This is a genomic window from Paenibacillus sp. BAC0078 (genome assembly GCF_054483875.1).
Window position 1 is genome coordinate 19,807 of sequence record NZ_JBTLRW010000008.1, and the last position, 25,926, is coordinate 45,732.

A 25,926-nucleotide genomic window follows, 5' to 3' on the forward strand; every position below is an offset into this window, starting at 1 on the left:
TAGCCCGATCAGATAAGGAAGTGAAAGAAATGACAACTATAACAAACTCCAAGCTGTCGCTTCAAAAGGGTGAGCTGACCTTTACATTTCTGGAGAGCGGTGACCTCTATCAGGCCTTTGGCGGCAAGATGATGATCAATCAGCTGCTGTCCAATAGTGTGGATGGGGCACCCGGGAATATCTATGCAAGACTTCACTTACAGGACGGGATTCATGCGTTTCCACTGATTGGAGCTAAATCGGGCAGCCGTTTCCGTAAGGAGGGTGAACGCCTGGTATGGCAGGGCGAAATTGGAGCGGAGCAGGCAGGTCAAGGACTGACGGCAAACCTCAAGTATCAGGTCGTCTTCACATTGGCTAATAACGGAATATGGTTCTGGGACGTGACGATCGAAGGCGGCGGTGTTCTGCTGGATGTGATCTACACCCAGGATGTGGGTATTGCTTCCCCCGGAGCGGTTACTAGCAATGAAGCTTACTTATCGCAATACATTGACCATACAGTCTTCGAAGATAAAGACAAAGGCTACGTAGTATGCTCACGCCAGAATCAGCCGCAAGGCGGAAAGTTTCCGTATCTTCAACAGGGATTGCTGGGCGGTTCCGCCGGTTATTCCACCGATGGTTTCCAATTCTTCGGCCTGTCTTACAAAGAGACCGATCAGCCGGAGGCATTGTTCAAGCAGAAGCTTGCGAACGAAGTCTACCAATATGAATTTGCCTATACGGCATTGCAGTCTGGGCAAATCCAGATAGACGGACAGGCACGCTTCACATTCTACGGTCTGTTCCGTGAAGATCATCCTGCTGCGATAACAGAGCTGGAGCATGCTGCGGTTGTGCGGCAAGCCTGGCAGGAGACGCTAACTTTGGGTGACGTGTCTGACCAGGGTGATTGGAATAGCCGTGTTGCTGTATCCCCGAAGGTAGGGGAACCGCTGCAAACCTTGCCGCTGACGCAAGATGAGCTGGATGCACTATTCCCGCATAAATTCCAGGAGGAACGCGAAGACGGCAAGCTGCTGGCCTTCTTTACAGACAGCTACGAGCATGTGGTGCTCAAGGAGAAAGAGCTGCTTGTTGAACGTCCGCACGGACATATTCTCATGAGCGGGGATAATGCACGTCTGAACCCGGAAGTGCTGACTACTACTTCTTATATGTACGGTATCTTCAACTCTCAGGTGGTTGTCGGCAATACCAATATGAATAAAATGATGTCCAATGCCCGCAACGCATTGAATGTATACAAAACCTCCGGTCAGCGCATTTATGTGCAGACAGAAGGCCAGTACCATTTGCTCACCATGCCTTCGCTGTTCGAAATTGGCTTCAACTATGTCCGCTGGTATTATAAAACAGCTTCAGACACCCTGGTAATTACCAATTACACCACTGTGGATGCGCCGGAGATCAGACTGCATGTCCGTTCTGCGAACGGCATTTCGTACCGCTTCCTGGTTACCAACCAGATTACAATGAATGTGGCAGAATATGAGGTTCCTTACCAAATGGCCCAAGACGCAGCCAGCGGAGCATTGACCTTCCGCGCGTCAGAGTCGGGAACTAGCAGCCAGGTATATCCAGAGCTGGCCTACCGGATATTTGTTGAGGGAGCAGCTTACCAGCTCGGCAATGAGTCGGTACTGGTAGAAGGTCAAGCTCAAGGCAGCGCTTCGCTGGTTGTTCTGGAGCTTGAGGACAGTGCGGACTGGACATTGAGACTGCAAGGACTGCTGGATGGCAAAGAGCTTCCGCTCACGCATACTGCGGCAGAGACTGAGATAACCCGCTACCGCGAGTTTTTTGCCGGTGTGATGAATGACTTCAAGCTGACCCAGCCGGGCGGCGATGAAGGTGAGCTGTTCAAGGTGAATGCACTTGCCTGGTGGTATACCCATAACATGCTCGTTCACTATTCGATGCCGCACGGTCTGGAGCAGTATGGCGGAGCGGCTTGGGGAACACGCGATGTGTGCCAGGGACCGGTGGAATATTTCCTGGCTACCCATAAATATGAGCAGGTACGGGAAATTCTTTTGACGGTATTTGCCCATCAATATGAGGATGACGGCAACTGGCCGCAATGGTTCATGTTCGACAAGTATACCCGAATCCAGCAGGAAGAAAGCCACGGCGATATTATCGTCTGGCCGCTTAAGGTTCTGGGAGATTATTTGCGGGCAACCCGTGACTTCGCTGTTCTCGACGAGCAGATTCCGTATACCCGCAAGCATGTCTTTGATTTTACAGAAACGACAGCTTCCCTACGTGAGCATGCGGTTAAGGAACTGAATTATATTAAAGCGAACTTCCTTCATGACACCTTCCTGTCCTCCTACGGAGACGGCGACTGGGATGATACGCTTCAACCGGCCAATGCCCAGCTTAAGCAGTATATGGTCAGCAGCTGGACCGTTGCTTTGACATATCAGACGGTGCTTGGACTGTCGGGAGTGCTGCAGGGTGTGGATGATGTATGGTCAGGAGAACTGAAAGAGCTGGCGGAAGGAATTAAAGGCGACTTTAACCGCTATATGCTGGGAACTGATGTAATCCCGGGCTTCCTGTACTTTGAAGATCCGGCTGATGCCAAGCTGATGCTGCATCCCGAAGACAAGGAGACCGGCATCCAGTACCGTCTGCTGCCGATGACCCGCAGCATGATTGGCGAGCTGCTTACACCACAGCAGATGGAGGATCATTACAAGCTGATCCAGGAACAGTTCCTCTGCCCGGACGGTGTACGTCTGATGAACCACCCGGCACAGTATGCGGGCGGAGTCAGCCTCCACTTTAAACGTGCCGAGCAGGCGGCGAACTTCGGCCGTGAGATTGGCCTGCAATATGTGCATGCACATATCCGCTTCGTTGAGGCTATGGCTAAGATCGGCAAACGCGATCAGGTATGGAAAGGGCTGGCGGTCATCAACCCGATCGGCATCCGTGATGCGGTTCCGAATGCGGAGCTGCGCCAGAGCAATTCCTACTTCAGCAGCTCGGACGGCAAATTCGCCAACCGCTATGAGGCGCAGGAGCGTTTTGCAGAGCTGCGTGACGGCTCGGTTCAGGTAAAAGGCGGCTGGAGAATCTATTCGAGCGGCCCGGGGATCTACATGAACCAGTTGATCTCTAACGTGCTGGGCATCCGCGAAGCCGGCGGCGATCTGATCATTGATCCGGTGCTTCCAGATGAGCTGGACGGCACACGTTTTGATTTTGAATATGGAGGCGCCCCGGCCACATTTGTGTACCACTGTGCACAAGGCGAGCTTAGTGCCGTCAAGGTGAACGGCCAGGAGGTTCAGGCTGAGCGGCTGGCTAACCCGTACCGCACCGGCGGACTGCGGATCAAGCGCACTGACTTTGACCGTCTGCGGAGCGCAGAAAGAACTGTAGTAGACATTTATATGTAAGTTAAGATGAAGAAAGCGGCCAGTGGCGCGGACATCCTTAAGTCGGAATGTCTGCGCTCACTGGCCGCTTTTTTAAAATACAAGAATTTATATGTTTTCACACTATAAATTATCCTTCTATTTCTCGCTGAAACGGATACCTGAAAGCGATACGAAGTATCGCTGCTTCGGAAGCATAGGCTTCTTTTAAGGACGGCGTAGCCGTTTCCACTTGTCAGCTAAAGAATAAGGAGCTTTCGGGAAATAAGCGGATGTCGGCTTGAGGGAAGGGGTGGCTCCGTTAAGATTGCTTCCCAAGCCCTAACTGTATTTCGTACAACTAAAAAGCCGTATTTTCGTGCTGAATCTGACTTAATTGCATTCTGTACATCTAAATTGGCAGCAATCTCATAAAAATATAGATTTAGCCATTTTTAATTGCACAGAATACAGTTACCGCTACAAATACGGGTTTAAGCAGTCTTTTAACTGCAGTAAATACAATTAACTAATACAAGCGTCAGACTAAATTGTGTTTGGGAATGCAGTATGGCTCACAATCCCGCCGCAGTCTATCCAAAGTTTAAAGGTTAGGTGTTATCTGTCAAACAACGAACGCAAGAACTCGATTCAGCCGGACGACATCTGCCGGAGCAATTTTCAAGGTGTGCAGTTCATCGCCTGTGCCTCCATAAATATAGTCCAGGGACAGCAGGCGGTTATCGAACAGGCAGGGTAAGCCGTGGCCGATTAAAGGAATTGCCCCTATATGATAGCCTGTGGCTTCCAGAACTTTGGAGGGATCCGCCATCTTCAGGGTAACATAACTGAGCTCCTGCTTCAGAGCCTTAAGATCTACCTGGCCCCGTTGGGCGCTGGCTATAAAAGCAACTAATCCGTGCTCTGTTTGAACGATAAGTGTAGGTGCAGCTTTTGCAAGATCAAAGTATTGCTCCGCATCCCGGGTCGAGCGGATAGGGGTCTTATGGGCAATCAGCTCATAGTCGCTGTTCTTCTCGTCCAGAAACACTGCAAGCTCCGGCAAAGTAAGCATTAGAGCACACCCCTTTCCATGGCGGAGAGCCCGAAATAATCAAGGCTCATCGCTTCCCGGACTTCCTTCATCGTCCCCTTGGCGATTTCGCGGGCATGCTGCGTTCCGGTCATCAGAATTTCTTCCACTACTTTTGGCTTACTGGCGTAATAGGACCGGCGTTCCCGCATAGGTGCGATTAGCTGCTCAAGCGTTAAGGTGATACGCTCTTTACAGGCGGAGCAGCCCATAGTTCCACGTTCACAGCCTTCACGTATCTCAGGAAGAGCATCCGGCTGGAAGGTTCTGTGATAAGCATAAATAGGGCAGATCTCCGGGTGGCCGGGGTCATTTTTATGCACACGGGCGGGGTCGGTGAGCGCTCTTTTTATTTTATAGGCAATGTCTTCCCTGGTAGAATCAAGCGCGATGGCATTTCCGAGACTCTTGCTCATCTTCGCATTTCCATCGGTCCCCACCAGTCTTGGCGTATTGCTTATGAGCGCTCTAGGCTCTACAAGTACGGGCTGATACAGTTCACCAAACCGGCGTACGATTTTGCGGGCCAGCTCTAAATGGGGAAGCTGATCATCGCCCACGGGAATCAATGTTGCTTTACAGAAAGTGATATCAGCCGCCTGGCTTACCGGATAGCCGAGAAAACCATAGTATAGCTCATCCAGTCCCTGTCCCTTGGACTCCGCCTTAATGGTTGGATTGTGGCGCAGCGAATTGACGGACACGAACATCGAGAAATATACGGTGAGCTCAGCGATTTCGGGAATCATCGACTGAATGAAGATCGTAGACTTCTCCGGGTCAATCCCTGCGGACAAATAGTCAAGGGTCATCTCATGGATGTGGCTGCGGATCAAGTCCTTTTGTTCAAAGTGGGTCGTCAGCGCCTGGACATCGGCCAGAAATACAAAGGATTCATACTCCTCCTGTAATCGCACCCGGTTCTCCAGACTGCCGGCATAATGGCCAAGGTGAAGCTTGCCGGTAACACGGTCTCCTGTTAATACTCGTTCTGTCATAGCTGAACATCCTCCTAAAATGGTTGTAAGTAAATTGCTGCAGCATGTGAAATTGCATGATTAACCGCCACCACCAGCCATCCTCCATGGCCATCACCCCCCTGAAAAACAAAATAACCCCGCCCGCTAAGGACGAAGTTGTCGTTGTACCACCTTAAATAACCGCTCAGCCGCATATAGACGGCATTCGGTCTTCGTTATACGGTGCGGAGATTTATACATGAATCATCTCGAGACCGTTCCCCTGATAACGGCGGGACTCCCGGCATTTCCCTACTGCACCCGAAGGAGGGAGGTTCGGAAAAGCAACTCCAAAGGCCATTCGAGCATATCCTGGACACCGGTTCACAGCAACCACCGGCTCTCTGCAGATCCACGCGGAATATGTCTACTTACCCTTTTTCAATGTTGTTCTTGATATATGGGGAATATTACCTTATGAAGCATGATCCGTCAAGCCTCTATACAAAAAACCGAAGCTCCATTTCTGGAGCTCCGGCTGACTGACGAATTTGAATTAGGTTTAAAACTTATCGTGGAGAGATTGTCTCAATGGAATCCACGGTTGTCTCGGAGAGCTTAATCTTCGATTTGCCGTCGGTGCTCATCCGGTACAGGTTGTCGTTATCTTCTGTATTCCAATAGTAGATGCCTGCTACATCCTCATTAAACGCGCTGTTATCCCAATCCACACCGTTCAATTTGGTTAATGTGAGATTTGCATTCAATGCATAAGCACCTTTAGTAGCAAAAAATACAGTTTGTCCAGAGGCTGTACCGTTCTTGAATTTGGCGACATGTTTTACATTGCTTAGTTCAACCGGTTTTGTACTGGTCACTTTACCGTTAGCTACAGTGCTGACATAGCCTTTGCCGTTGCTGCCGACATAGGCCAGCTTGCCTCCGCCCATATCCGAAAGGCTGACAACACTGGTTTGGCTGAATTGAAAGACTTTACCGGCTTTATCAATTGCATAAGCTTTGCTTTTGGTATAGACGAAATTATCATCATCATCTACTGTGACACCCTTGTTGTAAACGAAGTAGTCATTGGACCACCCGCCCGAGAGGGTAGCGTTCGCATCCAGCGGGCTTTTGGCATTTACTGCTTTTGCATTTCCGCCATTGATTGGAAGTGTGTAGAGGATCATGCAGTCCAGTGAATAATAAGTTTCTTGCGGCTTGGTATCCACCATAACAGAGACTGTGTTGTTGCTTGGATGGATAAAACGGGAGGATGGAATGGCTCCTTTCGCAATCCATTGTACGTTACCGCTGCCATCTCTTGATTTCGAAGCGGCCCAGGTGTTCACACCGTCTTTCAGGGCATTGTAATAAATTCGCCCATTCACTACCGAAAATCCCGGGAATTCTATATCTGCATTGGAAGCAACCTGTTTGATCTGGCTGTCATCTGCCGCATTGGCCAGTGACCGGTAGATCTTTCCTGTATCATCCATGAAATATAGGAAATCACCCTCTGCCAGATAAAATACAATATTTTTGTTAGCGGCAAAACTGCTGATCAGCGGATCTGTCTCTGTCAGCGATAAGCGCTGCAGTTGGGAAGAGGAATCACCGGTTAGAAAATACAAGTACTTATCTGTTGCTTCAACATCTGTTCCTTCGAAATTCTCGGAGAGCTTCTGGATTGTACCTCCGGCCGCCGGCACACGGTATAAAGTATCATCTGAGGTATAATAAACGTACCCATTCTCTGAAGCCGCCGAAGCGGTAGGGGTTAGCTTGCCTCCTCCAAGTGTTCCGATACTTACCAGCACACCTGCAAGCAATGTGAATAATACTCTTTTGACTGATTTTGGCATTCGATTCATTTGACGACTCCTCTGTAGATGAAATAGTGTAAATCAAAACATATCTTAAGATATCGGATTTTAATGAAAAAAATAAATAACACAAAAGAACCATTAATTTACTTAGGGTTTACATCAAAGCGAAAATCATTGAGTAAATAGCACAGATTTTAAGGATTAAGGGTTGACATCAGCTTACTTGCCATGTAACATATGAAAGGTCGTCATACCAATAACTGCATACTTTTCTCGTATAACCTCGCAGCCATCAGGCACCAACAGGGCGAGGGTTTCTACTGGAAGCCTACTCTTCCTAACTACGATGACAAGGACCTTGCTCTATGTCCCTTGTCCCCGGAGTTAGGATTATTTGCGTGTAGCGGCCGATTCAGAGTATTCAGGAGGTTCAAAGAAACATGAAAGATTTGAAATATTTGCTCTCCGTCTTGGCGGGGGCTATGAGCTACGGCATTCTGTCAACAATTGTCGTTCTGGCTTACGGCAAAGGATACCAGCTTGGGGAAGTGGTCGGCACACAGCTCTTGACCGGCTGCATTCTTGCCTGGCTGCTCGCCTTATATACAAAAATCAGACAGACACGAAAGGCACGCGCCCGCGGCATCGCTGCTAGTGTGCAGCAAGCAGCAGCGCCATTGACCTGGAAGCACCGGCTGCTGCTGATGCTGGCGGGAGCCCCAACGGTGGCAACGGGTCTGATGTATTATCAATCCCTGCGCTACATTCCGGCTTCGCTGGCGATTATCCTGCTGTTCCAGTTCACTTGGATCAGCGTGCTGATTCAAGCCGTCAGCAAACGCCAGCGTCCCGACAAGATTACATTGCTGACATTGCTGCTGCTATTCGGGGGAACGCTGCTGGCCGCGGGAATTATGGATCAGGGTGCGGCACATTTCGACGTCCTGGGAATCACTCTGGGACTATTGTCTGCGGTAAGCTATTCCATGTTCATTATTTTCAGCGGCAAAGCTGTTCCTGCTGCGCACCCGGCATACCGGAGTGCCTGGATGATTACCGGAGGCCTGCTGCTGTTGTTCATTTTATTCCCGCCATACTTTCTGTTTAACGGCTTGCTGTGGGGACAGCTGCTGCTGTTCGGTTTCCTGCTTGGTTTGTTCGGCGCATTTATCCCGCCTGTGCTGTTCGCTATCGGTGTCCCTCATATTGGTGGCGGGATGGCCGGAATTCTTGGTGCTGCCGAGCTGCCGGTTGCCGTGTTGCTGTCCTCGTTCGTGCTTCATGAGCAGGTGAGCGGATTGCAGTGGACCGGGGTTGTCCTGGTGCTGCTGGGGGTCATGCTTCCCGAGCTGTATAAGCTGCGCTGGAAAAATGCGTCCGCAATCCCATCATAAGCCTCATGTGCTTAAACGCGAAGCCCTTAGCCTGTCACCGCAGACACCAGTCTGCGAAGCGCAGTGCTTGTCCTTGCCGGACAGGGCTTCGCGTTTTTTTGCGGGTTAAAGAGGAACACTGTTCGGAATGTCGAATTTAGGTACGGGTGAGAAAACCGTTAATCCAATAGATAGGAGTACATAATGAGAACAAATCTGAAGGTTATTTCTTTGATTATCATGATTCTGCTGACATCAGCAAGCGTACCGGCAAGAGCAAATGGGGGAGAAGCGGGGGGACAATCAATAGCCAATGCTAAGAGCAAGCCGATAATCTGCATAGATGCAGGCCACCAGAGCAAAGGCAATAACGCCAAAGAGCCGGTTGGACCTGGAAGCCGTACATTCAAGGCCAAGGTGTCCAGCGGGACGCAAGGCATTACCACGAGAATACCTGAATACAAGCTGACGCTTGAAGTGGCATTGAAGCTGGAAAAGGCACTTCAGAACGATTATGAGATTACGATGATTCGCCGGACCAATAATGTGGATATATCTAATAGTGAACGCGCTACAAGATGCAACCAGGCCGGGGCTGACCTTGCTCTTCGATTACATGCAGACGGAAGCGACAACCGCAGTGTTCAAGGAATGTCTTTTCTCTACCCATCTGCGTCCAACACATTTACGAAAAATATTGCTTCGCAAAGTCTGGAGATCGCGAACGTCCTGTCCCAGGCTGTCCTAAAAGAAACGCAGGCTAACTCACGCGGCATCGTTCCGCGGAGTGATCTGACCGGCTTCAACTGGTCAAAGGTGCCTGTCGTGCTGATCGAGATGGGCTTCATGACGAACCCGAAGGAAGACAAGAAGCTAAGCGAGGCTGCGTATCAGGATAAGATTGTAAAGGGGATCAAGAAGGGACTTGATTCGTATTTTAAGTGAGCAGGGGGAGTCACAGTGAATATCTGTAAAAGGATTGTCCGCCTAATGGTATTCATGCTGATAGCCGCCATATTCATTCCGGCAGGCGGTAATGTGGCCGCTGCGGCTGCGGCTGGACCTGTAAATGTGTCAGGCGGCTATGCGCATGGACTTGCAGTCTGGAGTGACGGTACGGTGACAGGATGGGGCTATAACAAATATGGTCAGGTTGGCGACGGCACAACCATTGATCAGTACATTCCAAAGAAGGTTGCCGGGCTGACTAATATCGTGCAGGTTACTGCGGGCAGCAATGCCTCTTTTGCACTGGACAAGAATGGAGAGGTATGGGCCTGGGGCCAAACCTATGGCGCATACGTCTTTGATGATCCGGTTTTGCCATATCAGAAAAGTGGAGGTCCAGTCAAATTAGCGGGGCTTCAGAACGTTTCATCCATTACTACAGACGGCTCTTCGGGAATAGCGGTGAAAAAAGACGGAACGGCGGTACTGTGGTATCCTTCCTTTGAGCAGAGCGATATCACCATGCAGATGAAGGTCCGGTATTTGCCGTTACAAGGAATTTCGGGAGTTCGTTCTGCTGTTATAGCCGGTAATGACGCGCTGTTTCTTACAGACAACGGCAGTGTGAAGCGATTGAGTATTTATAACAGCGTAATGGGCAGAAGCCGCTGGGCGAGCGATCCGGTCACGGTATATACGCTTGCCGCCTCTGCGATTAAGCAAATTGCCGCATCAAGCGATGATGTTTTTCTCCTCCGCACGGATGGACAGGTTCTGCGCTGGAACAACTCGTTAAAAGAGCCTGTAGCATCAGGATTTGGCAATGTGTATAAGCTGCAGACCGGTTACAAGCAGTTGTTCATGCTCAAGATGAACGGAACACTCTGGCAGTGGAACTATAATTCCGGGCCATTGTCCAAGGCGTTCCAGGTGAAGGGTGCAGAGGGCATCACAAATCTCTGGGGAAGCACGGGGAGCTTTGGTTTTGCCCAGCGCAAGGATGGCACACTTCTGGGGTGGGGGGAAGGCTACTATAGCGGATTAGCGGCGGGTAGCGGAAATACAGCCAAAGATGGAGCTGTTACTGCTGTTCCGGTTCAGTCTACACTGAATTTTCTGGTGAACGGCCAGCCAACCTCTTTTTACGGCACTGCAGGTGTTATTGACGGCAAGCTGTATGTTCCTTATACCAGTGTGTTCAAGGCGCTTGGAGTGAAGGCCGGAAGGAGCGAGTCCAATCCGGACCCGAAGGTTAACAACTCCCGTTTTACAGTATGGTCCTTTGTATATGGCAGCACAACCGTCCAGATCAAAGCCAGCGCACCGGAACAGCTCTTCATCAACGGCAGGAAATCGGAGCGTGCAATCTCGCTTAAAAGCTTGTCGGAATCAACCCAGTTTCCACTTCAGGACCTATGTGATCTGCTGGGTATTAGTCTGCAATGGAATACAACCTCGGGTGAAGTTCGGCTGGGGAAATAGCACAAGATAGAGCAATAATCACTGCCGCCAATTTTTGGTGGTTTTTTTTCTACTATAATAGTAGCATAGTCTCCACATCAGCATGATGCCGCTTTCAAGCAAAAATAGTATAAAAGAATCATTAAAACGGTAAAATCGAGCTGTAAGCTGTTTTAACTTTTATATACATATAGACCTTGCTTTTTTTACGAATGGGCCTGTTGGGATATCTTTACCTCTTTGCTGCGTCTAAGCCCTGTAAGCCTAAAGGCTTAAAGTTCAAATATTCATATATATAGAGTGTTCTGGCAAATTACAAATTTTTCTGGGTTTACCCGATAGATATAGTAGATTCATGTTAGAAGGAAGGAGAACTACAGCAATGATCACAGCAATAGATACATGCCGCCAACCGGTGAAATCAAAAAGCATGTTATCGCAGATGCAGCAGCCTGACCTGAACAGTCCCCCTAATCAGCTTTTAGTCGAAGTTTTTCAGCATAGTATTATAAATATTAAGGATCATCTTTCCGGTCCCTATTTATTCCTGCTTACGGATGAGGAGGGGGTGCTTCTTAGCATGGATTACAGCTGCAATCTTGAAAGCGTTGTGAACCGCTCTCCTATTCATTTAGGCATGTTTTTTTCAGAAAAACATTGCGGAGTGAACGCTATCTCAGAGGCGATATCGCAAGGAGGTCCCGTATATTTGCCGCCGGAGCAGCATGAAAGCCCATTTTTCAAAAATTGGCACTGCTTCTCTGTTCCTTTGACCGTTGGGCCCACTATTCTTGGTTATCTTGATGTGTCAACTATTGATGCGGATATGAAAAGTGAACTGATAGCCATCGCCAAGCTGATCCCGGCGGATATACTGAACAACTATCAGGCCAGACTTGCGTCCCAAGCTGCCGGCCAGCCCTCTGCACACTTAAGCGAACGTCAATTAAAGGTGCTTGAACTGATCTCACAAGGTCTGACCGGAAAGGCGATTGCTTCAAAACTGAAGATCAAAGAGTGTACGGTAAATCATCATAAAAAAGTAATTTTCGATAAACTCGGGGTGCAGTCCAGCTCGGAGGCCGTTTCGGTTGCCACCCGGATGTCTTTTTTGTAGAGCGTCCCCTATAGTTTTATATAGGTGGAAATGATAACATTACATGTTAAACTTTTCTGGTGCTAAAAAAGATAAAAAGAATGACCAGGAGGGTATTATGAACAAGAAAAAAGTTGGATTATTATCAATGGTATTGCTGCTAATGCTGGTGATGGTTACAGCATGCGGCGGGAAAGACAAGGAAGTAACCTTAGGTGTGACTGAAAGCGGTTCTTACACAAATGACTATTTCGGTTTGTCCCTTAGCTTTCCAAAAGAATGGGTTTTCCAGAACGCTGATCAGATGATGGAGGTTGTGAAGGCCGGTCAGGAAGCCGTTGCCGGGGGCAATGAAGCCAAGAGCAAAATGCTGGATCTGGCGAAAACCAAAACGCTTAACCTGCTGATGGCCTCCAAGTTCCCGCTCGATTCCGGGAAGACCGGACCTTCTGCCGTCGCTGTAGCTGAGAAAATCAGCATGCTGCAGGGGATCAAGACCGGAAAAGATTATCTGGAGTCTTCCAAGAAGCTGCTCGTAGACAGCAAGCTTCCGTATGAATTCAAGGATGTCACAACAGTTAAAGTCGGCGGAAAAGATATGGATCTGATGCAGGCCACCATTAATACTGGTACTGTGGTAGTTACACAAGACTATTACAGTATTATTATGGATGGGTATGCACTGAACTTCATCCTTACATATACCGATGATGCATCGAAAGCGGAAACGGATAAGATTTTGGAATCTGTAACGTTTAAATAAGAATCAAAAAGGGGTGTCCCATGGGACACCCCTCATTTTTTTAGTAGGAAAAGCCGCGATTCTCCCATAACCGGAGGATCGCGGCTTTACTGGTTATATACTTTTTTGATAGCTTAACGAACTACTATTTTTCCTTCGCCCGCCAGTCTGCGCAGCATGCTTGGGAGACGGTCACGTTCCGCTTCAGGAATGTCCAATTGAATACCGTATTGGTAGCTGCCCTCGTGCTCCTTATTCCATTTCAATGTTCCTTCGATATACATAGGCTCTTCGGTAAGCAGCATCTCCATGCCAACGCGTACATCGTTGCTTTTCGGATTGACATTCAGGGGGAAGGACAAACGGCAGCCCGAACGGCTGATTTCCAGCAGAATAGCGCTTACAGGCTTGGGAGGAACTGGAATCCCGTTAATTGTAAGAATATGAAGATCAAGTGTAGCAGGTTCTATAAGGGTATATCGAAAGGGTTCAGTTCTGCGGTTCGTGTTCATATACTCCTCCATACTTTTCCATGTGTATTTTATATTTATCGACATGAAAGCGGCAGAAGTTAAGAGTTGAAATCCTTTTACAAGTATGAAAATAGAATAGCATTGACAGTAACCAGCACCTAATTTATAATACCCATAAAACACAGTTGAAAAGTATGTATTTGTGTAAGAGTATATTTCAGAGGATTGATGAACCACTACAGGGAGGGATTAATAATGGCTGCTGTTCAGACTTTCCAAGCAACTGCACATTTGCAAGATGGCGTAAAAGTAAAAGCAACGTCCAGGCAGTTTGAGCTTACTATCGACGAACCTCAGAGCCTCGGCGGAACGGATACGGGAATGAATCCGGTCGAGGCTCTCCTTGTCTCGTTAGGGGCATGCCAGTCTATCGTTGCCCGGGTCTATGCGCCTAGGTTTGATGTTAAGCTCGATGATTTTCGCGTAGAAGTTGAAGGCGATATTGACCTTGATGGATTTTTGGACAAATCGGATGTCCGTCCCGGTTATTCAGACATTCGATATACATTTTATATCAAAACCGATTCGCCAAAAGAAAGAGTGGAAGAGTTTGTACGATTTTTAGAGCGCAAATGCCCGGTTGGGGATACGATCGCTAATCTGGTTCAATTAAAGCTCAAAAATATCATCATCGAACCAGCACATTCCGCGCAATAATAATTGTTCAAGTATTATTTTGTTATAGCTGTAAGCAAGAAGTCCGATGTTCACGCGGGCTTCTTACTTGTGCGCCATAAGTAGCGATAGTTAGGCTCTGAGAGCCGTAAAAGTCGTTGCAAAAGTATGCATAATCGTTGACGGCCTGCATTAGAAAAAATGCAAATACTCTTTATACTATATTTGAAAGCGATTACACATAGCGATTGGGGGAAAATCTAGTGAACAAAAAAAGAGGGCTAACACTAATGTCCGGCATTCTAATGCTGTCGCTGCTCAGTGCGTGCGGCGGGGGCAACAACGGTAACGCCGGAGGCAGCCAGGCGGAGCCGCAGGCTTCGGCAGCCGCGACGAAGGCGGCGGGAGATTCCGGCACAGTGGATACCTCCCAGCCTGTCGCGCTGAAGATGATCATGGTGGGGCCCAAGCCGGTCGACTATGATACGGTTTTTGGGGAGATCAACAAGAAGCTGAAGGAGAAAATCAACACGACTGTGGAAGCCGAGTTCCTGGACTGGTCCGATTGGGCGCAGAAATATCCGCTCAAATTCGCGGCCAATGAGGATTTTGACCTCATTTATGCCGCCAACTGGGCAGGCTACAACGATCAGGCAATCAAAGGCGGCTTCCTGGAGCTGACCGACGACATGCTGCAGAAATACACTCCAATGACTTGGAAAGCGATGCCGGAGGTGAGCTGGGGTCAAGCAAAGGTGAACGGCAAGCTTTACATGGTGCCCCAGAACCGCGGAGAAACGGTTGAGAAGCTGATTCTATACCGGGAGGACCTGCGCAAGAAATACAACCTGCCGGAGATTAACAGCCCTGAAGCCTACGCTACCTATCTCAAGACTATCGCCGAAAAAGAGAAGGGTGTCGCACCGTTCACACCGGAGACCGGAGACTGGAAGTTCCACAATCTGGACCGGGTGCTGCTGAAGCAGCAGAACGAATGGAACATGTTCGACCTTGATATGCCGATAGGCTTCAAGCTGGATGATCCAACCGGTAAAGTGTTCAATGTATACGAAACGCCGGAATTCAAGAAATTGGTCTACTATTATAAAGATTTGTCCGATCACAACGCCTGGTCGAAGAGCGCACTGAACAGCAAGCTGGATCACCAGCAGGAGTTCCGTGAAGGAAAGACGGCGTCGATTACGCATAACGTAGGCACGCTTGGCTCTTTGATGACCGACATGCGGGAAAAGAAAACGCCATATGAGTTGGCGCTGGCTGACGTTACGCCGGACAAGAAGAAGTCGGTCGCTGTCTCCACGCAGAACGGGATCGCCATCCATGCCACCTCCAAGAATCCCGAGCGGGCACTGATGATGATTGATCTGCTGCAGAACGACAAGGAGCTGCACGATCTGATCATGAACGGGATCTCCGGTGAACATTACAACCCGGTCGGAGACGATAAGTACACTAACGCAGCAAAAAATGCCAACTACACCGGCTTCTCCAACTGGGGTTTTAACTCGCCCCTGAACCGCGACAACGCTTCCTTCCCGGACGAGGCAAACGCGCTGACCGACAAATGGGAAGGCGAGGTTTATCACTACCCGCTGGAAACCTTCGTGTTCGATAACAGCAAGGTGAAGACCGAAGTCGCGAACGTCGGCAATGTGATGCTCCAATACGGCATTCCGCTGGAATATGGCATGATAGATGATGTAGACAAGGGGCTGGACAAGCTGCAGAAGCAGGTAAAGGCCGCCGGCATAGACAAAATTATCGCGGAGGTTCAGCGTCAGATAGACGAATTTCTGGCGAAGTCGGCTCAATAATACGCATCAGACCGTTTTCGGCAGTTAATAGCTTCATGGTCATGCACACCTGCAAGGGAGCCGTATAGCTCCCCTGCAGGTAATGCATTATTCCCATCTAAAAAAGCGGAGAGAAGCGCCTGCACAGATTACCGCTACAACGATCATCACAATAATGGGAACCAGAGCATTTTCGATGGGCAAGCCGAGTGAGGTGACCTTCAGCAGCTTGATTCCTTGAGTCAGCGGCATGAAATCGGCAATCCTTTGCAGGGGAGCCGGCATTACCTCATAAGGCAATGTAGTTCCTGAGAAAATCAGCATCGGAAAATACAACAGGCTGGCTAAGATGCCAGCTGTTTTAATATCTGGCGCCACTCCTCCCACCAGCAGCCCAATGCTGAACATAGATGCCATAATTAAGAAGTATGCACCTAAAAATTGGAGCCATGAACCAGCAAAGGTATAGTCGAAGAAAGAAGCTGAAACGGCATATACAAGGATAAGTGAAGCAACGGAATAGAGCGCATAGATGGCAACCTGTACCGCCAAAATGAGGGCAGGACTGACAGGAGTTACCTGGAACCTCCTCAGAATTTTTTTATGCCGGTAATCGGATACAACCAAGGGCAGACCCATCACGCCACCGGCACATATTGCGATAGTTGCAGCAGCCCCGAAGGACTGTTCAAGGAAAGAATATTGTGCTCCGTCAAACGCGGGTTTGTTTCCATAAATAATTCCGAGAATAACCACCATCACAACCGGCATACAGATTGCAAAAATCAGCATATCCATGCCCCGCAGCGATAATTTAAGCTCTGTTTTGAACAGGGTGCTAAATGTCCGCATGTTCTTGTTCCTCCTCATCTGTGTACCACAGGTAAGCATCCTCAAATTTATCATACGGGCTGGCTGCAATAGCCTCCTGTACGGTTCCGTAAAATATGCTTTTACCGTTCTTTAGAATGCTGATCTTGTCGCACAGCGCTTCCACTTCATCCATAAAGTGCGAGGTCAACAGAATGGTCAGCCCTTGTGCTTTCAACTCCGCCAGGCATTTCCACACATCCCGCCGTGCTCTTGCATCCAGTCCAGTCGTTAGCTCATCTAAAAACACAACCTCGGGATTGGGAATTAACGCGAGGACGATGAACAAACGCTGCTTTTGTCCGCCCGAAAGCTCGCCGACTTGATTTTTTACTTTGGCCGCCAGGCCAAATTGTTGCAGCAAGTCTATGTAAGCCACAGATGTTTTGTAAAAAGATTGTGTGACCTCACAAAGCTCCGCCACCGTGATTTTGTTCTGATAATTGGCTTCCTGAAATTGAACGCCAACCCGCTCGAACAGCTTTTTGCGGTCTGAGTGGGGATTCATTCCCAGAATAGATACAGTTCCCGCATCCTGCTGCTTCGTGCCTAAGATACACTCAATGGTGGTGCTTTTCCCTGCACCGTTTGCTCCCAGCAAGCCGAACACCTCGCCGCGGCAGACGGATATACTAATATTGTCGACCGCCTTAAGTGTGCCGTAGGACTTGCTTAGTTCATTGACCTTGATTGTTGTTTCCATGCTAATCGGGCCCTCCCGGTTGTTATTTTTTGGTGCAAAAAAAAGAATAACACCAGAGCAAAGTCTGGTGTTAAAGTGGAGGGTTTGCCTTGAAGTGTTTCTTCATTTCTTCCAGGTGCAGGAGCATGCTTCGAGCATTCGTTTCGGCATATCGCAAGGAGGTGAGCAGCTTATCGCATACCGAAATGATGCCTTCATGAGCTTGAGGCGTATCAATAACCTCACGAATGTCTGCCTTCGGATCACTGGACAGGGCACTTAGCATCCGTAGAATCGCTGCAAGGGAATAATTCGCACAGCGCAAGGAACGTATGATTTTGAGCAGGCTAATATCTTCATGCGTATACACTCGATAGCCATTTTGCCTCCGTTTGACCGTAAGCAAACCGTTCATTTCCCAGTTCCTCAGAGCATCCATTGAGATTTGCAGATGGTCAGCCGTTTCTTTTCTGGTGAAGTAGGTGTTGTCCGTTTCCCGCTTCTTGCCTGACAATAGCTGCTCTGCAATGGATAGAGCTTCTTCGGCGTTTTGGTGCTCCTGCTCAATTTGCTGCAGATAGCTTCGGGTAAGCAGAATCGCTCTGTCAAAATCTCCGGCAGCCGATGTTTTAATAATATCAATCGCTTTTTTTCGCAGGCCGTTTTGCAGAACCTCTACCTGCAGGGCCGTTCTGGCAAGCTTAAACTGCTCCAGATGCAGATCTGTAAAAACCCGGTAGCCATTTGGTTTGCGTTCCGGCTTGGGGATCAGCCCAAGGTCCTCGTAAAGCCGCACCGTATTGGGGTGGATTCCGATGGTGCGTGCAATTTCAGATGTTCTATAGGTATTCATTCAGTGAGTTGACCTCCAATCCTTACCTAGATCATAACACTAAGCAAAAGTATGGTGTATGATTTCGTAACCTTGCAGATTATCTTTCGTATAAAGTTAAAAAGTATGATCCGAACAAATAAAAAATTGAGGTAGTGCATCCTATGAATGAAAACATTAAAAATCAGGCTGATACAGGATATCGAAGGTCGGAGCAGAAGGCGGCCCAGTATTTTGCGTCACTTTGCAATCAGGTTAAGGATAAGTCTTATGTGACTGCCTTGACTGAGGATATCGAAATATGGAAAAAGAATCATATGCGCCGGTTTGCATGGCTATCCTTCTTTTCACAAGGAAAGAGTAAACCCGATACCAGGGATTATTATAGATACATTCAGTGGCTGAATTATACGGGGAAATTGGATGCTTACCTGGACCGGAGTGTCTCCTACATTTATATGAGGGATCTGGGCAAAGCCCTGAATTCTCCTGTCACGCAGACCGGGATTCAGCGAACCATTGCTGACTTGAAGAAATACTTGCTTAAGTCCACCAACGCAAACAGGGAGAACCAGCCGGAGTTTATGAATTTGGCCGGGGTGTACCGGTGGGCTCAAAAGGAAGGGATCGAAGCTGCCACAATCTGGGTATTGGGCAAACTAAGGTCCGTATCTTCCCATATTCCGGAGGGAATGAATGCTGAGCATGCCCAGCGTAAGCTGATCAAAATCATCGTTGGCGTTGTTCTGCATGTGATGGAAGAGATGGGCGATGGAGTATCCCCTGAGGAACGTTCCCGCCGGCTGGATGAAGCTATCAGGCTTGGATATTCCTATGGCTTAACCTATCCGTTCATTGATGATCTTCTTGATTCCAATGTTTTGACGGTTCAAGAGAAAGAGCAATACTCCGACATGATACGTACTGCGCTTCTCACTGGAGCTGTGCCTGAGCTGGGCGAATGGTCCGGAGATAATATGGAGTTGATTTTGTACATCCATTCGGAGCTCTCGGAAGCCTTTGAGTATATCAAGGAACATCAGGGGCCGGATACGCAGCAGACATTTTTCGAGCAGTCGTATGTCTTTTTTCATGCGCAGGATATCGACCGTGTCAAGGTGCTGGCGCGAGCCGATTACACCAATGAAGAGCTGTATATCCCCGTCATTTTAAAATCTTCCTCGTCCCGGCTGATTGCCCGCTCCGTGAGCAGTGCCCCTGAGGATGGGGGATTTGAACAACGGACCTTCTTTTTTGGCATCTATAACCAGCTTGCCGATGATTTTGCGGATATGGTTGATGATATGAATGACGGTGCGGTAACACCTTATACCTATTATCTGCAATATCATCAGCAAAGAGCGGATCTGATCAATCCCTTCGAGCTATACTGGACGGTCATTTCCAATCTGATTCATAACGTATACAGCTCTGATGCGAAGGCCCGCGAGGTGCTGCTGGATCGGGCGATCAATGGACTTAAACGTTATAAAGAACGTGTAGGTGCTGTTAGATATGATGAAGTGATGGCGACTTTTGCCTCCGGTAATCCGGAGTTTAACCGTCTCATTCAGAAAATGGTGCAGCAAGCGGATGATGTGGATTTCTTCGACAAGCTGCTGCGGGACCGGATGATAGCTGAGCTGAGAAGCGATGCCAAGGAGAAGGAAGACTTCTTCAATACGCTGATGAATGTCCGCAATCAGATTAACAGCCAATTGAAATTTACCAAGCCTCAAGGGATTCCGGCAATGAAGGAACAGCTTATAGATGCTGCAAATTACAGCCTGGAAGGGGATGGGAAGCGGGTACGCCCGATTTTGACTTGGGTCATGGGTGTGAATGAGTACGGCTTAGATGGGGAGGCAATCATACCGCTGCTGAGATCGCTGGAGTATATGCACACTGCATCCCTGATTTTTGATGATCTGCCTTCACAGGATAATGCGTCAACCCGCAGAGGGCGCCAGACCTTGCATCAGGTTCACAATAGCGCTACTGCGGAATTAACCGGCCTGTATCTGATCCAGAAGGCGATAGGAGAACAAGCGTCTCTTGAACGGTTCAAGGCTGAGACTGTGCTTGCTTTGATCCGCTACTCGGCCCAAAAGGCAGAAGAGATGTGTATGGGGCAGGCGATGGATTTAGACTCAAAAGGAAAAGCATTGACGCTGGAGCAACTGAATATGGTGTGCTTTTACAAAACAGGGGTAGCGTTTGAGGCTTGTCTGGTTATGCCGGCCATGCTCGCAGGAGTCAGTGAATCGGAAATTGCTGCGCTCAAGAAGTACGCCTATCATATGGGGATTGCTTTTCAGATTAAGGATGATTTGCTTGATGTGGAAGGAGACATGCGCCTACTCGGCAAGCCTGTTGGCCAGGATTCCGGTAACAACAATTCGAATTTCGTATCCATCCTTGGCCTTGAAGGCGCCAGTAAGGAGATGTGGGAGCACTACTGCCTTGCCCTGGAAGCACTGAAGGAATTGCCCCGCAATATCGCGTTTCTGAAGCATTTAATGAATTATGTGGTGCATCGGGACCGTTAACATGCAATATGCGGGGCATAATTCTCTATTTCAAACGCTCATGAATAAGCTCCAGATGGGGTTCTGACAAAGCCCTCGCCAGTAATTCGCTGTCGTAACCATGTTCATTCAACGTGTGTATGATCGCTCTGCTCTATCCTGCCGGTTCCTTCAGTTTCGGTATCCAGGTAGTATACATTACTCCAACACAAAAAGCCCACGCCACAGGTGCGGGCTCTTCGTATTTACCCTTGATAAATCAGTCATAACTAAATGTCCAGATGAGTATGGTGAAATGGGCAAGATGCTTCCGCTCTCATCTTTTATGTGCTTGTTTATTTTTGTGAAAGGAATATGCGGTCCGAATGGTACATGAGATTCATTAAATGCGACATGTTTTTTTGAAATGTTTAAATCATTGCGGACTAGGGTAAAAGATGGTGAGCCAGTTGACATTGGGTATAGTAACAAATTTTAATCGATAATAATTAAAATTTAAGAAATTTAATATTGAATTTATTATAGTCGGACCATTTGGTTCGATGGGAGAATTCTTTTCTCGGAACCGTGCAAGACTAGACCAGGCAACTATGTTTAAGGAGGATTTTTTGATGACAACAGCAAACAATAAAGCGAATGAAAACAAAGTTGTACTTGAGTCGGCAGCACAAAAATTCGTGGAAGATACCGCGGGCCCTCCATATTTGTTTGACCTTGGTCCAACCAAAGGACGCGAAACCGTTGACCAAGTGCAGTCCGGCGAAATCGCCAAACCTGCGGTTGATATTGAAGATTTGACGATTCCGGGCGGGCCAACGGGCGAAGTATCGATCCGGATAATAAGACCGCAAAACGCAAATGTGGCTTTGCCTGTCATTCTATACACTCACGGCGCCGGATGGGTATTCGGCAATGCCCACACGCATGACCGTTTGATTCGCGAACTGGCTGTCGGTTCGAATTCGGCTGTCGTGTTCACCAACTATGATTTGTCTCCTGAAGTCCGTTATCCTGTTGCTATCGAGCAAATTTACACCGTGTTGGAGTGGATCTCTAATGAAGGTTCCAGTCATAACTTGAAATCCGATCAGATTGCGGCAGCAGGGGATAGTGTTGGCGGGAATATGACGGCAGCAACCACGCTGATGGCCAAAGACCGCAAAGGTCCGAAAATCAGCAAACAGCTTCTTTTTTATCCGGTAACAAATGCTGCATTTGACACGCCGTCTTATCAACAATTCGCAGAAGGTTACTTTCTACGCCGGGACGGAATGCAATGGTTCTGGGACCAATATACGACCGATTCGGAGCAAAGAGCGGAAATTTATGCTTCTCCGCTTCGTGCGGATCTGAATCAACTGCAAGGTTTGCCGGAAGCACTTGTCATTACCGGTGAAGCGGACGTGCTTCGCGATGAAGGCGAAGCGTATGCCAATAAATTGCGCGAAGCGGGCGTGCCCGTGACGGCCGTCCGCTTCCAGGGCATCATTCATGACTTCGTCATGCTGAATGTGCTGGCCGATACAAATGCAGCTAAAGGTGCAATGCTGCTGGCCAATGCCTGGATTCGCCAATAAAAGACATAAAACAAAAAGAAACCTAGTTCATGATTGCAGGGGGTCCGATAGACTCCTTGCTTTTGTGTCATTAGCCAAGAATTGAGGCGAGAGATTCCTACTGATGTCTTTCTCCAGCGAATGCTGTCCTGGTTAATGCAACCATCCTGCCATTGGTAAAATTCTTTCCGTTCTCACCATTCTCTCCTAGAGCGGAATCAAGAAGCGGAGCTTGTCAGACATTTACATCGCCAAGTAGCTTATACTCACCGGCGATGTATTTTTTGTGCCCCGAAATCAACACGGAGTCAACGCGATCATTCTTGAAAAAGCTACGCTGCATCAATACTTTGACAGCTTGAATATCGGCCTCATAATCATGCGAATCCAATAAGCAAATACGGTTGTTCCGGTCCATGAGCTGCGCTTATTCTGGAGGTATTGATCGTTGATAATATAAGTCCGGGTGGATGCTGGGCTCTTCAGACCGAACTTTTCCCACTCCGCCGGGTCATTCGAACCTCCGAGCCTTTTAAGCATATTTTCCGACGCGCTATTTATTTTAGAAGGAATTTGCTCGTAGGCTTCGGTGATTTGTGCATGAAATTCGTCGATCGGATTGCGGCTGGCAAGGCTCTCCAAGTGGATGCTTTCGCGAAGGTAAGAAGCGTATGCCAGATGTTCAGCCCAGAACTCGTCGAAATAAAAAAGCCGTATCCGCTGCTCCGAAGGGCTCATCGGCTTCTCGCCTTTCAAAATCCTTAGCCGCTCCGCGTATAGAATTCGCCTCTGATCCTCCACCATATCCGAATAACAGTTCAATTCCTTGTGGATATCGAAATTTTGGCCCATAACAATACGCCGAATACTTGTGATCTTGCTACTGAGCACCGGCTCTTCAAGAGCCTCATCCTGCCTGGGAGCGCGAACCGCTTTATGGATGCCGAAGCGAAGCAGCAGCTCGTCCTCCAAGCTTACATAAAAAACGGAAGCTCCCGGGTCGCCTTGGCGGCCGGAACGCCCGCGCAGCTGGTCGTCGATCCGCACGCTTTCGTTCACATGGGTGCCAATCACGTACAACCCGCCCAGCTTGGCGACAACCTCATCTTGCGCGGGGTCGCCGCCGCCGAGCCGGATATCGACGCCGCGTCCCGCCATATTTGTAGACACCGTCACTGCGCCGGTTTCTCCCGCTTTGGCGATGATGCCGGCTTCTTCCGCGTCGTTTTTCGCATTCAGAACATGACAAGGTACGCCGGCAGCCGCTAGCGCCTCTGCCAGCATGGCAGACTCTTCGACGCTTGACGTACCAATGAGAATTGGACGTCCCGTCCTATGGACGGATGAGATTTCTTGTACGAGTGCCTTAAGCTTGGCTTCTTTATGGGTAAAAACCCGGTGCAGATGGTCGATCCGGTTGTTTGGCCGGTTCGGCGGGATTTGCACGACCTGCAGCGCATAAATATCTTCGAAGTCCGTTGCGGAAGCATGCGCGGTAGCCGTCATTCCGCAAATCTGCGGATACAGGCTGATGAAGTGTTGGATGGTGATCGTCCCGAGAATTTTCCCGCCGGCTACGAGCTGCAGCCCCTCTTTGGCTGTAAGCGCGGCTTGGAGCCCGTCCGGCAAATACCGGTTCTCCGCCACGCGGCCGGTATATTCTTCGATCAGATCGATTTTGCCGTTCCGGACGATGTAATCGATTTCTTTCTTCAATAACGATTCCGCATGCAGCGCGCAATTTAATGACGTTAGCAAATGACTATTATGGCTATCGTACAAATTACCGCATCCCAGCAGCAATTCCGCTTTCGCAGCGCCTGCTTCATTTAAGTAAACGTTCCGCTGGAACTCGTCGAAGTCGTAATGCTCATCTTGCTTGAGCTGCCGGGCCACTTCTGCGAAACGAAAGCCGTCGCTCCTGGAAGAGGCCGAATCGCTACTGATGACCAGCGGCACCCGCGCTTCGTCGAGAAGCAGCGAATCCGCTTCGTCGACGATGACGTAGTGGAAAGGACGATGCACGGTATCGGCTTCGCTTAGTGCGATTGTGTCGCGCAAGTAATCGAATCCCGCTTCTTTGGCCGTAACATAGGTTATATCCTTGGCGTATGCATCCCGTTTCCCGGACAGGCTCATGCCGGATTGAACCGAGTTTACCGTTAACCCGAGGAAACGATAGATCGGGCCCATCCACTCCGCATCCCGCTTGGCCAAATAATCGTTAAAAGTCAGCACATGAACACCTTCGCCGGTCAGCGCATTTAGATAAGCAGGCATAACAGCAGAGAGCGTTTTTCCTTCACCGGTATGCTGCTCGATCAGAAATCTCTCATGTAGAGCGATGGCAGCCATGATCTGGACATCGTAAGGCTGTAGTCCGAGCTTTCTCTTCGCTGCCTCGCAGACTAACGCATAAGCATCGACAAGCAGCTCATCCAAAGGCGTGCCCGATTTTGCTTCTTTTTGCAGCCGGAGGGATTCCGCTTGAAGCTGCCCATCGTCCCATGCTTCCAAATTCCGTTTCCTGATGAGCTCCACTTTGTCCCGATAGACCTTCAGCTTATTCTGGATATCGCGGTCTTTGAATTTTTGCATCAACTTGACGGCTATATTCATAGGAATTTAATCTCCTCTCAGTAGAAATACGCTTAGTTTTCAACAATATTTGCATTGCTTCAAAACGCAAGGCTGACCGCCATCGAGCCTAAGACGCGTTTGCGGTCTTTCTGATTTCTTCGATTATAAATGCTTACAAGCAATGTGGTTGAAAGTAATAGGTCTTGCTGCGACCATCTGAAGCGTGCCCTCAGTTCACGAACGTTGTTAACAAGCATACGAGAAATCCTTTCCAGTTATAGGTTGGGAAAGATTGTAACTTATGTATTTCAAAATGTAAACACTATATTGCATTTTGCATCAACTGGTAGATCTTCAGGACAGTATTGACGTTGCGGACGGTCATGTACCGATACAGCTTGGTCATCCAGCTTTTTTTGACATTCTCGTACTCCACTGCGTACAGAATTGCCCCTTGTACATACAACGGTTCGGGCAGAGTGGGCATGTATATTACTTTTGCCCCGGATACGCTGGAATGGGGATCGACCCAATTGGCTGAGCTAACTGCCGACTCCGAGTTGTCTTCCGAAACAAAAAATACATCGCCAGTGTGCACTTATCCTACATGGCGATGTATTTTTTGTTTGTAGTGCGCCCGGCATGGGCGATAACTAGGCGGTGCAAGTCCGCTACAGGCTTGGCAGTAGGAACTGTTAGCCAAAGGCAAGGGTGTCGGTCGTGAGGCCGAATCTGAAGGAAGCCGGAGGCAAACCCTCGGTCTGACGAACAGAAATCACATCGAAGGCATGGTGAGACGGACGAGCTTGCTACACAAAGCGAAGTCCAATACTGCCCGAATCTCATTATGTAAATGTGGCAGATGGATGAGGGGAAAGTTATCGCTCTTACCCGGGGAGATCTCACAGACGTGGAGTAGAAAAAAAAAAATCCGAAACACGGAGTAAAGCTTGCTGTGAGAAGTCAGCAGAAGCCATAGTACGCGAGCCGCGATAGCGGCAAGCGGAAGGGCTGAACAATCGTAAGTCTCGAGTACAGACC

19 protein-coding genes are annotated in these 25,926 nt (G+C 48.7%); 10 read left to right on the forward strand and 9 right to left on the reverse strand.

All coding sequences use genetic code 11. The features are described from left to right. Nucleotides 1-29: 29 nt before the first annotated feature. Entirely contained in the window at nucleotides 30-3,416 is a 3,387-nt protein-coding gene (locus ACX1DY_RS16125; RefSeq protein WP_458965211.1) for a GH36-type glycosyl hydrolase domain-containing protein, read from the forward strand. Nucleotides 3,417-3,999: 583 nt separating this feature from the next. On the opposite strand, the gene ACX1DY_RS16130 is transcribed toward ACX1DY_RS16125, so the two are convergent. The 3 genes from ACX1DY_RS16130 to ACX1DY_RS16140 form a co-directional block, all read right to left on the reverse strand. Next, the gene (locus ACX1DY_RS16130; protein ID WP_458965212.1) at nucleotides 4,000-4,449 is read right to left on the reverse strand and encodes an aminoacyl-tRNA deacylase; all 450 of its coding nucleotides are present in this window, start codon (nucleotides 4,447-4,449) and stop codon (nucleotides 4,000-4,002) included. Next, complete coding sequence (gene trpS, locus ACX1DY_RS16135; RefSeq protein ID WP_458965213.1) at nucleotides 4,449-5,465, reverse strand: tryptophan--tRNA ligase; 1,017 nt, start codon at nucleotides 5,463-5,465, stop codon at nucleotides 4,449-4,451. Before trpS ends, ACX1DY_RS16130 begins: the two co-directional genes overlap by 1 nt. A gap of 530 nt (nucleotides 5,466-5,995) precedes the next feature. Continuing rightward, the gene (locus ACX1DY_RS16140; protein WP_458965214.1) at nucleotides 5,996-7,300 is read right to left on the reverse strand and encodes a DUF5050 domain-containing protein; all 1,305 of its coding nucleotides are present in this window, start codon (nucleotides 7,298-7,300) and stop codon (nucleotides 5,996-5,998) included. 395 nt (nucleotides 7,301-7,695) lie between these two features. Between ACX1DY_RS16140 and ACX1DY_RS16145 the strand changes: the two genes are divergently transcribed. The 5 genes from ACX1DY_RS16145 (at nucleotide 7,696) to ACX1DY_RS16165 (ending at nucleotide 12,896) form a co-directional block, all read left to right on the forward strand. Next, nucleotides 7,696-8,649: an EamA family transporter gene (locus ACX1DY_RS16145; RefSeq protein WP_458965215.1), complete on the forward strand. Its 954-nt coding sequence runs from the start codon at nucleotides 7,696-7,698 to the stop codon at nucleotides 8,647-8,649. Nucleotides 8,650-8,832: 183 nt separating this feature from the next. Next, a complete protein-coding gene (locus tag ACX1DY_RS16150) occupies nucleotides 8,833-9,573 on the forward strand; it encodes an N-acetylmuramoyl-L-alanine amidase family protein (protein ID WP_458965216.1) in 741 nt (246 codons plus the stop codon). A gap of 15 nt (nucleotides 9,574-9,588) precedes the next feature. Continuing rightward, nucleotides 9,589-11,058 (forward strand): RCC1 domain-containing protein, encoded by a 1,470-nt coding sequence (locus ACX1DY_RS16155; protein ID WP_458965217.1) that lies wholly within the window; start codon nucleotides 9,589-9,591, stop codon nucleotides 11,056-11,058. A gap of 361 nt (nucleotides 11,059-11,419) precedes the next feature. Beyond that, entirely contained in the window at nucleotides 11,420-12,154 is a 735-nt protein-coding gene (locus ACX1DY_RS16160) for a helix-turn-helix transcriptional regulator (protein WP_458965218.1), read from the forward strand. Nucleotides 12,155-12,251: 97 nt separating this feature from the next. Next, nucleotides 12,252-12,896, forward strand: a complete 645-nt coding sequence (locus ACX1DY_RS16165) for a hypothetical protein (RefSeq protein WP_458965219.1) — start codon at nucleotides 12,252-12,254, stop codon at nucleotides 12,894-12,896. A 113-nt stretch (nucleotides 12,897-13,009) separates the two neighbouring features. Here the strand turns inward: ACX1DY_RS16165 and ACX1DY_RS16170 are convergent, their stop codons facing one another. Then, nucleotides 13,010-13,387, reverse strand: a complete 378-nt coding sequence (locus ACX1DY_RS16170; protein WP_458965220.1) for a PilZ domain-containing protein — start codon at nucleotides 13,385-13,387, stop codon at nucleotides 13,010-13,012. A gap of 216 nt (nucleotides 13,388-13,603) precedes the next feature. On the opposite strand from ACX1DY_RS16170, the gene ACX1DY_RS16175 reads away from it, so the two are divergent. Both ACX1DY_RS16175 and ACX1DY_RS16180 read left to right on the forward strand, forming a co-directional pair. Next, nucleotides 13,604-14,065 carry an OsmC family protein gene (locus ACX1DY_RS16175; protein WP_458965221.1) on the forward strand — a complete coding sequence of 154 codons (462 nt, stop codon included), beginning with the start codon at nucleotides 13,604-13,606 and terminating at the stop codon, nucleotides 14,063-14,065. 221 nt (nucleotides 14,066-14,286) lie between these two features. Further along, the gene (locus ACX1DY_RS16180) at nucleotides 14,287-15,858 is read left to right on the forward strand and encodes an ABC transporter substrate-binding protein (protein ID WP_458965222.1); all 1,572 of its coding nucleotides are present in this window, start codon (nucleotides 14,287-14,289) and stop codon (nucleotides 15,856-15,858) included. Between the two features lie 87 nt (nucleotides 15,859-15,945). Here the strand turns inward: ACX1DY_RS16180 and ACX1DY_RS16185 are convergent, their stop codons facing one another. From ACX1DY_RS16185 to ACX1DY_RS16195, 3 genes are all read right to left on the reverse strand, one after another. Then, nucleotides 15,946-16,629: an ABC transporter permease gene (locus ACX1DY_RS16185; RefSeq protein WP_458965223.1), complete on the reverse strand. Its 684-nt coding sequence runs from the start codon at nucleotides 16,627-16,629 to the stop codon at nucleotides 15,946-15,948. 46 nt (nucleotides 16,630-16,675) lie between these two features. Next, on the reverse strand, nucleotides 16,676-17,410 hold the full coding sequence (locus ACX1DY_RS16190; protein WP_458965224.1) for an ABC transporter ATP-binding protein: 735 nt from the start codon (nucleotides 17,408-17,410) through the stop codon (nucleotides 16,676-16,678). Between the two features lie 70 nt (nucleotides 17,411-17,480). Further along, the gene (locus ACX1DY_RS16195; protein WP_458965225.1) at nucleotides 17,481-18,242 is read right to left on the reverse strand and encodes a MerR family transcriptional regulator; all 762 of its coding nucleotides are present in this window, start codon (nucleotides 18,240-18,242) and stop codon (nucleotides 17,481-17,483) included. Nucleotides 18,243-18,376: 134 nt separating this feature from the next. Here ACX1DY_RS16195 and ACX1DY_RS16200 point away from each other — a divergent pair, with 134 nt between their 5' ends. Further along, nucleotides 18,377-20,770 carry a polyprenyl synthetase family protein gene (locus ACX1DY_RS16200; RefSeq protein WP_458965226.1) on the forward strand — a complete coding sequence of 798 codons (2,394 nt, stop codon included), beginning with the start codon at nucleotides 18,377-18,379 and terminating at the stop codon, nucleotides 20,768-20,770. A gap of 590 nt (nucleotides 20,771-21,360) precedes the next feature. Next, nucleotides 21,361-22,326, forward strand: coding sequence for an alpha/beta hydrolase (locus ACX1DY_RS16205; RefSeq protein ID WP_458965227.1), 966 nt, complete (start codon nucleotides 21,361-21,363; stop codon nucleotides 22,324-22,326). A gap of 321 nt (nucleotides 22,327-22,647) precedes the next feature. Here the strand turns inward: ACX1DY_RS16205 and ACX1DY_RS16210 are convergent, their stop codons facing one another. Both ACX1DY_RS16210 and ACX1DY_RS16215 read right to left on the reverse strand, forming a co-directional pair. Beyond that, nucleotides 22,648-24,924: a preprotein translocase subunit SecA gene (locus tag ACX1DY_RS16210; RefSeq protein WP_458965228.1), complete on the reverse strand. Its 2,277-nt coding sequence runs from the start codon at nucleotides 24,922-24,924 to the stop codon at nucleotides 22,648-22,650. 283 nt (nucleotides 24,925-25,207) lie between these two features. Beyond that, complete coding sequence (locus ACX1DY_RS16215) at nucleotides 25,208-25,483, reverse strand: hypothetical protein (RefSeq protein ID WP_458965229.1); 276 nt, start codon at nucleotides 25,481-25,483, stop codon at nucleotides 25,208-25,210. Between the last annotated feature and the right edge of the window lie 443 nt (nucleotides 25,484-25,926).

Excerpts from the sequence above, each read along its gene's own strand:
- ACX1DY_RS16185 (WP_458965223.1), bottom strand. The coding sequence starts at position 16,629 with ATGCTGATTTTTGCAATCTGTATGCCGGTTGTGATGGTGGTTATTCTC.
- ACX1DY_RS16145 (WP_458965215.1), top strand. The coding sequence starts at position 7,696 with ATGAAAGATTTGAAATATTTGCTCTCCGTCTTGGCGGGGGCTATGAGC.
- ACX1DY_RS16165 (WP_458965219.1), top strand. The coding sequence starts at position 12,252 with ATGAACAAGAAAAAAGTTGGATTATTATCAATGGTATTGCTGCTAATG.
- trpS (WP_458965213.1), bottom strand. The coding sequence starts at position 5,465 with ATGACAGAACGAGTATTAACAGGAGACCGTGTTACCGGCAAGCTTCAC.
- ACX1DY_RS16175 (WP_458965221.1), top strand. The coding sequence starts at position 13,604 with ATGGCTGCTGTTCAGACTTTCCAAGCAACTGCACATTTGCAAGATGGC.
- ACX1DY_RS16190 (WP_458965224.1), bottom strand. The coding sequence starts at position 17,410 with ATGGAAACAACAATCAAGGTCAATGAACTAAGCAAGTCCTACGGCACA.
- ACX1DY_RS16130 (WP_458965212.1), bottom strand. The coding sequence starts at position 4,449 with ATGCTTACTTTGCCGGAGCTTGCAGTGTTTCTGGACGAGAAGAACAGC.
- ACX1DY_RS16150 (WP_458965216.1), top strand. The coding sequence starts at position 8,833 with ATGAGAACAAATCTGAAGGTTATTTCTTTGATTATCATGATTCTGCTG.
- ACX1DY_RS16210 (WP_458965228.1), bottom strand. The coding sequence starts at position 24,924 with ATGAATATAGCCGTCAAGTTGATGCAAAAATTCAAAGACCGCGATATC.
- ACX1DY_RS16160 (WP_458965218.1), top strand. The coding sequence starts at position 11,420 with ATGATCACAGCAATAGATACATGCCGCCAACCGGTGAAATCAAAAAGC.
- ACX1DY_RS16125 (WP_458965211.1), top strand. The coding sequence starts at position 30 with ATGACAACTATAACAAACTCCAAGCTGTCGCTTCAAAAGGGTGAGCTG.
- ACX1DY_RS16195 (WP_458965225.1), bottom strand. The coding sequence starts at position 18,242 with ATGAATACCTATAGAACATCTGAAATTGCACGCACCATCGGAATCCAC.
- ACX1DY_RS16205 (WP_458965227.1), top strand. The coding sequence starts at position 21,361 with ATGACAACAGCAAACAATAAAGCGAATGAAAACAAAGTTGTACTTGAG.
- ACX1DY_RS16170 (WP_458965220.1), bottom strand. The coding sequence starts at position 13,387 with ATGAACACGAACCGCAGAACTGAACCCTTTCGATATACCCTTATAGAA.
- ACX1DY_RS16140 (WP_458965214.1), bottom strand. The coding sequence starts at position 7,300 with ATGAATCGAATGCCAAAATCAGTCAAAAGAGTATTATTCACATTGCTT.